The following is a 5,744-nucleotide window of genomic DNA, read 5'->3' as shown; positions in this document are numbered from 1 at the left end:
AGGAAGATATGGAAGTGTTAAAGAAATGGGGTATCATGGTGGATAGAGATGAAGACGGATACCTATTACAAATCTTTACAAAACCAGTAGAAGACAGGCCAACATTGTTCTTTGAAATTATTCAACGTAAAGGTGCGAAGTCTTTCGGAAAAGGAAACTTCCAAGCTTTATTTGAATCCATTGAAGCAGAACAAGCTAGAAGAGGAACTCTTTAATTTTTTTTCTAGAATTATGTTAATTTAGCGGAAAATAAAAAGTATGACTGACTCACAAAAAGAAATCGTTTCTCGTATTGAAGATAAATATAAAGCCATCGATCAAAACCCAGATGTTCATTTAGAAGGTTTGGTTTGGGCTAATCCAATTACATATTGGGATTATATTTTACCTGATGCTTTATTAGGCCTTCAAGTTCAACGCACCACTCAACCTGATGAAATGGTATTTATCATGTATCATCAAATTAATGAGTTGTTGTTTAAAATGATTTTATGGGAAATTAATCAAGTAAGTAACAGTGCCGAAGTTTCTGCACCTTTCTTTACCGAAAAATTAAGACGCATCAGTCGTTATTTTGATATGTTATCTTCTTCTTTTGATATCATGGGAGATGGTATGGAGAAAGAACAATACATGAAATTTAGAAATACCTTAACGCCTGCAAGCGGTTTTCAAAGCGCGCAATACCGTTTAATTGAATTTGCTTCCACAGAGTTAATTAATTTAATTGACTACCGTTTTAGAGCAACGATTGATAGAAATACACCATACGAGCATGCCTATGAACATTTGTATTGGCAAGCTGCTGGTAAAGATCACGCGACTGGTAAAAAGAATACCTTAATTAGAAATTTTGAAAAACGTTACAAGGCGGAGTTTTTAATTCAAATGGAAGGGTATAATACAACCAACTTATGGACAAAATTCAAGCAATTGCCAGAGTCTGTTAAAAATGATGCAGACTTAATTAAAGCGATGCGTCACTATGATTATACAGTAAACGTGTCTTGGGTTATGGCTCACTATAACGCCGCTGGTAAATATTTAGGAAATGCAGAAGCAACAGGAGGAAGTGATTGGAGAAAATATATGCATCCAAAATATCAACGTCGTATTTTCTTCCCTGAATTATGGAGTAAAGATGAGTTAGAGAATTGGGGAAATAACGTGTAGTATCAAATTTAATGAAACGTTCTATTGAATTAATGTCGCCTGCGGGCTCTTACGAGGCTTTAATGGCGGCAATAAAAGCAGGTTGCAATTCGGTTTATTTTGGAGTAGAGCAGTTGAATATGCGCGCTCGTTCTAGTAATAATTTTACGCTAGAAGATTTAAAACGCATTGCTGAAATTGGCAGAGAAAACAATGTTAAAACCTATTTAACGCTGAATACGATTTTGTACGATCACGATATTACGTTGATGAAAAGTATTGTGAGCACGGCACACGACAGCGGCGTAACTGCTATCCTTGCAGCTGATCACGCGGTGCTGAATTATGCCAAAAAAATTGGCGTGGAAATTCATATTTCTACCCAAGCCAATGTTTCTAATATTGATACCGTTGAATTTTATGCCAACTTTGCTGATGTAGTTGTATTAGCGCGGGAATTAAGTTTGATGCAAGTAGCAGATATTAGCCGAGAAATAAAACGCAGAAATATTATAGGACCTTCTGGTAAATTAGTAGAGCTAGAAATTTTTGCTCACGGTGCTTTATGCATGGCTGTTTCAGGGAAATGTTATTTGAGTTTACATTCGCATTTTGCTTCTGCTAACAGAGGTGCTTGTATTCAAAATTGCCGTAGAAGTTATGTGGTGACTGATAAAGAAGATGGAATGGAATTTGAAATCGATAATGAATTTATCATGTCGGCAAAGGATTTATGTACCATTGATTTTTTAGATAAAATTTTAGATGCGGGTGTGAGTGTTTTGAAATTAGAAGGCCGTGGACGCTCTGTAGATTATGTACATACGGTTACTAAATGTTATAACGAAGCCGTTGATGCGTATTTAGAAGGAACGTATACCAAAGAAAAAATAGAAAACTGGAAAACCCAATTGGCAACGGTATTTAATCGTGGTTTTTGGGATGGGTATTATTTAGGCCGTAAAATGGGTGAGTGGTGCGATGAGAATGGATCTAAATCTTCCAAGAAAAAAATATACTTAGCCAAAGGTTTAAAATATTTTGAACAAGCCAAAGTAGGGGAGTTTCAATGCGAATCACACAGTTTATCAGTGGGAGACGAAATTATGATTACAGGCCCAACCACTGGTTATCTTGAGATGAAAATAGAAGAATTAAGAGTAGATGGAAAACCGACTGATAAAGTGGTAAAAGGAAATATCTTTACGATTGTTAGCGATGAAAAAATTCGTCCTTCTGATAAATTATACAAATTAGTTCCAGAAGTGTAATGATTCGCATTATTCAACAACGTATCAAATGTATTGGCTGCAATGCTTGTGTAGAAGCGGCTGATTATCGTTGGCGTATTTCTACCAAAGATGGTAAATGCACTTTAGTAGGTGGTGTTGAAAAACGTGGTTTCTTCTCCGTTTTGGTAAACGACCATGAATTAGAAGATAATTTAAAAGCCGCTAAAAACTGCCCCGTTAATATCATTAAAATCCATACGGTTTAATTATAAATACGTGCTAGTGGGTATTGCTTTCTTTTTTTTAAGACTCTATTTTTGACAAAAAAAATTGAGCATGAAAAAATCTATACTTATTTTTTCTATATTTATGGCAAGCGCATTTGTTTCTTGTAAAAAAGACTACGTTTGTGTTTGCACCAATTCTAATACCGGTGATGTAAGCTATGGCGACCATTTTAAAGCCAATACTTTTACTAAAACGGCAGCGGAGGAATCTTGTAAAGCAAACAACGACGTTTCAGGTGGCGCTTTAGAAAATTGCCATTTAGAATAAAAAAGTATATGAAAAAAATTACGGTTCTGGTTGTTGTGGTTGTAATGAGTGTATTAATTTCTTGCCAAAAAGATTATGTATGTTATTGCACCAAGCCAAATACAGATGTTTCGAGTTATAGAGAAACTTATAAGGGAACTGTATTTGCTAAAAAAGCAGCCATAAAATCTTGTAAGGACAATATGAACATTGAACTAGATTCTTTAACTAACTGCTATATCGAATAACATGAAGCATGAATAAAATAGTTGTAATGATAATAATGGCTACTGCTTTTTTATTCGTTTCCTGCGAAAAAGAATACCTCTGTGTTTGTAAAGATTTAAATTCCGGAGAAATTACCGAAGGTGATAAAGTAAAAACTACCAAGCTTGGTAAAAAAGGCTTCGAAAAATCATGTAAATCCAATTCAACCGAGCATAAGAACTGCGTTGTACAGTGAACTAATGCTTAGCATGTGTTACCAGTTGTGTACCACAATAGTTGATTTTACTCAAGTATATTCTGTATAGTATAAAAAGGAAAATGTTAGTAAAACCTTAAAAATGCTATAAAATATAGCAGTCAAAACTTGTATACTTACTTAACTTTGTTTAGTTCACTTATAAATATATTATTATGAAGGTTGTTTCTTTTTTTGCAGGGGCTGGAGGTCTTGATTTAGGCTTTGAGAAAGCTGGATTTGATGTCATTTGGGTCAACGAATATGATAAGGAAATTTGGGAGACGTATGAAAAAAATCATAAAAACACAATTTTAGATAGGAGAAGTATTGTTGATATTCCTTCTCATGAAGTTCCAGATTGTGATGGAATTATCGGAGGGCCTCCTTGTCAAAGTTGGAGCGAAGCAGGTGCATTGAGGGGAATCGGAGACAAGAGAGGGCAGTTGTTTTTTGAGTTTATGAGAATATTGGCAGACAAACAACCGAAGTTTTTCTTAGCTGAAAATGTTTCGGGAATGTTATTGGAGAGACATGGAAAAGTTTTAGAAAACATAAAAGAAATGTTTAGTCAGTGCGGATATGTTTTGTCATTCAATATGCTTAATGCTTCCGATTATAATGTGCCTCAAGATAGAAAGCGTGTTTTTTTTATTGGTTATCGAAAAGACTTGGCTATAAAATTTAATTTCCCTAAGCCAAGTACCGCTGAATGCAAAATTACACTTGAACAGGCTATTGGAGATTTGAAGAATTATGTTTTGCCCGCTAAGAGTTTAAATTATTCGAATGGAGAAAATTGCGAGATACCTAATCATGAATTTATGATTGGAGATTTCTCTCCAATGTATATGTCAAGAAATAGGGTGCGTTCTTGGGATGAAGTGTCATTTACGATTCAGGCGGGTGGGCGTCATGCACCAATTCATCCTCAAGCTCCTAAAATGAAATTTATCGAACAAAACAAAAGAGAATTTGTTAAAGGTAAAAAAGGACTTTATAGAAGACTTAGTGTGAGAGAATGTGCGAGAATTCAAACTTTTCCTGACAGTTTTATTTTTCATTATAAGCATATTTCTGCTGGTTACAAGATGATTGGAAATGCGGTGCCTGTCGAATTGGCAAGAGCAATTGCAGAAAAGATTTATCATGATTTGAAAACAAAAAAAATCATCAAGAAAGTAAATGGAAAGATGTATAAAAGCAAAAATATATTGAGTGGTCTTTTGGTTAAAGAGCGAATGTTAGAAATCGTAAATTCATATTAATTATGCCAACGCAAAAAGACGCAGGCAAAGCATTTGAATTTGCTTTAATAACTCAAGCGAACACAATTCTTTCGAGAACGCATGCAACCAATTTAGTTATTGATGCAAGCTATACTAGTGCTGAAAATTCTTTTCTATTATATAACAATCCTCAAAAAGCTAAATATGAAGATGCAGCAATTGCTGCTATCAATCACATTATTCATTTGGAACCGCGACTGTTAAACCCTTCATCTGCAGGAGATATATTGCAATTACAATTAATGCCAGATCGAGTTGGACAGCACGGAGATGTACGTGATGTTTTATTTATCCGTTCCCAGCAGAAGTGGGAAATAGGAATTTCAGCAAAGAATAATCACAAAGCTGTTAAACACTCTAGGCTTTCCGATACTCTTGATTTTGGTCGTGAATGGCTTGGCTTAAATTGCACTACTAATTATTTTAATTCTATTGCTCCAATTTTTCAAAATCTTCGGAACCTTAAAGCACAAGGTGAGATTTGGAGAAACGTAAGTAATAAAGGTCGTACTGTTTATATGCCCATGCTTGACGCATTTATTGCCGAATTAAATTTACTTAATCAGCAGAATAATAACGTTCCGTCAATATTGGCTAGTTATTTGCTCGGGCGACATGATTTTTATAAAGTCATTAAAAGAAAAAGTGTTGTTGAAGTTTTAGCATTCAATATGCATGGAACATTAAATAAAACTGTCACAGGAGGTCTTGGAAGAACGGTCCAACGATTGCGATTGCCAAGCCAAATTATTCAATTCGCATATAAACCGAATTCAAATAATACGTTATTACTTGTTTGTGATCAGGGATGGACAATTTCTTTTCGAATACATAGTGCTGAAACGAATGTTGTACCTTCTTTGAAGTTTGATATTAATTTGATTGGACATCCTCAATCAATGTACTCAAACCATATCACCTATTAATTTATATTATTTATCTTAGGAAAGCTTGTCTAAACTGAATTTATCGGAATAAAATGCTATTTGTCAAGTCGATTTGTCTACGCACATTACTGGTAACGTTTTCGCGGTTTGCTTCGGCCGCATTGGAACCGTTGTCTACCGAAATGTT

At 34.7% G+C, this 5,744-nt stretch carries 8 protein-coding genes and 1 pseudogene; all 9 read left to right on the top strand.

All coding sequences use genetic code 11. The features are described from left to right. Positions 1-215: pseudogene (locus tag Q0543_RS01840) on the top strand (4-hydroxyphenylpyruvate dioxygenase); the annotation flags it as partial. 43 nt (positions 216-258) lie between these two features. Further along, a complete protein-coding gene (locus Q0543_RS01835) occupies positions 259-1,173 on the top strand; it encodes a tryptophan 2,3-dioxygenase family protein (RefSeq protein WP_299248249.1) in 915 nt (304 codons plus the stop codon). A gap of 11 nt (positions 1,174-1,184) precedes the next feature. Beyond that, positions 1,185-2,423, top strand: a complete 1,239-nt coding sequence (locus Q0543_RS01830; protein ID WP_299248246.1) for a peptidase U32 family protein — start codon at positions 1,185-1,187, stop codon at positions 2,421-2,423. Continuing rightward, complete coding sequence (locus Q0543_RS01825; RefSeq protein WP_299248244.1) at positions 2,423-2,650, top strand: ferredoxin; 228 nt, start codon at positions 2,423-2,425, stop codon at positions 2,648-2,650. Before Q0543_RS01830 ends, Q0543_RS01825 begins: the two co-directional genes overlap by 1 nt. A gap of 70 nt (positions 2,651-2,720) precedes the next feature. Further along, positions 2,721-2,939, top strand: a complete 219-nt coding sequence (locus tag Q0543_RS01820; protein WP_299248242.1) for a hypothetical protein — start codon at positions 2,721-2,723, stop codon at positions 2,937-2,939. 8 nt (positions 2,940-2,947) lie between these two features. Then, positions 2,948-3,166, top strand: coding sequence for a hypothetical protein (locus Q0543_RS01815; RefSeq protein WP_299248241.1), 219 nt, complete (start codon positions 2,948-2,950; stop codon positions 3,164-3,166). An 8-nt stretch (positions 3,167-3,174) separates the two neighbouring features. Beyond that, positions 3,175-3,381 (top strand): hypothetical protein, encoded by a 207-nt coding sequence (locus tag Q0543_RS01810; RefSeq protein ID WP_299248239.1) that lies wholly within the window; start codon positions 3,175-3,177, stop codon positions 3,379-3,381. 176 nt (positions 3,382-3,557) lie between these two features. Next, on the top strand, positions 3,558-4,649 hold the full coding sequence (locus Q0543_RS01805; protein WP_299248237.1) for a DNA cytosine methyltransferase: 1,092 nt from the start codon (positions 3,558-3,560) through the stop codon (positions 4,647-4,649). 2 nt (positions 4,650-4,651) lie between these two features. Then, positions 4,652-5,596 (top strand): HaeIII family restriction endonuclease, encoded by a 945-nt coding sequence (locus Q0543_RS01800; protein WP_299248235.1) that lies wholly within the window; start codon positions 4,652-4,654, stop codon positions 5,594-5,596. Positions 5,597-5,744 lie beyond the last annotated feature (148 nt).

Source organism: uncultured Cytophaga sp. (assembly GCF_937863595.1).
Classification (GTDB): Bacteria; Bacteroidota; Bacteroidia; order Cytophagales; family Cytophagaceae; genus Cytophaga.
This window is presented reverse-complemented; position numbering and strand designations above follow the sequence as displayed.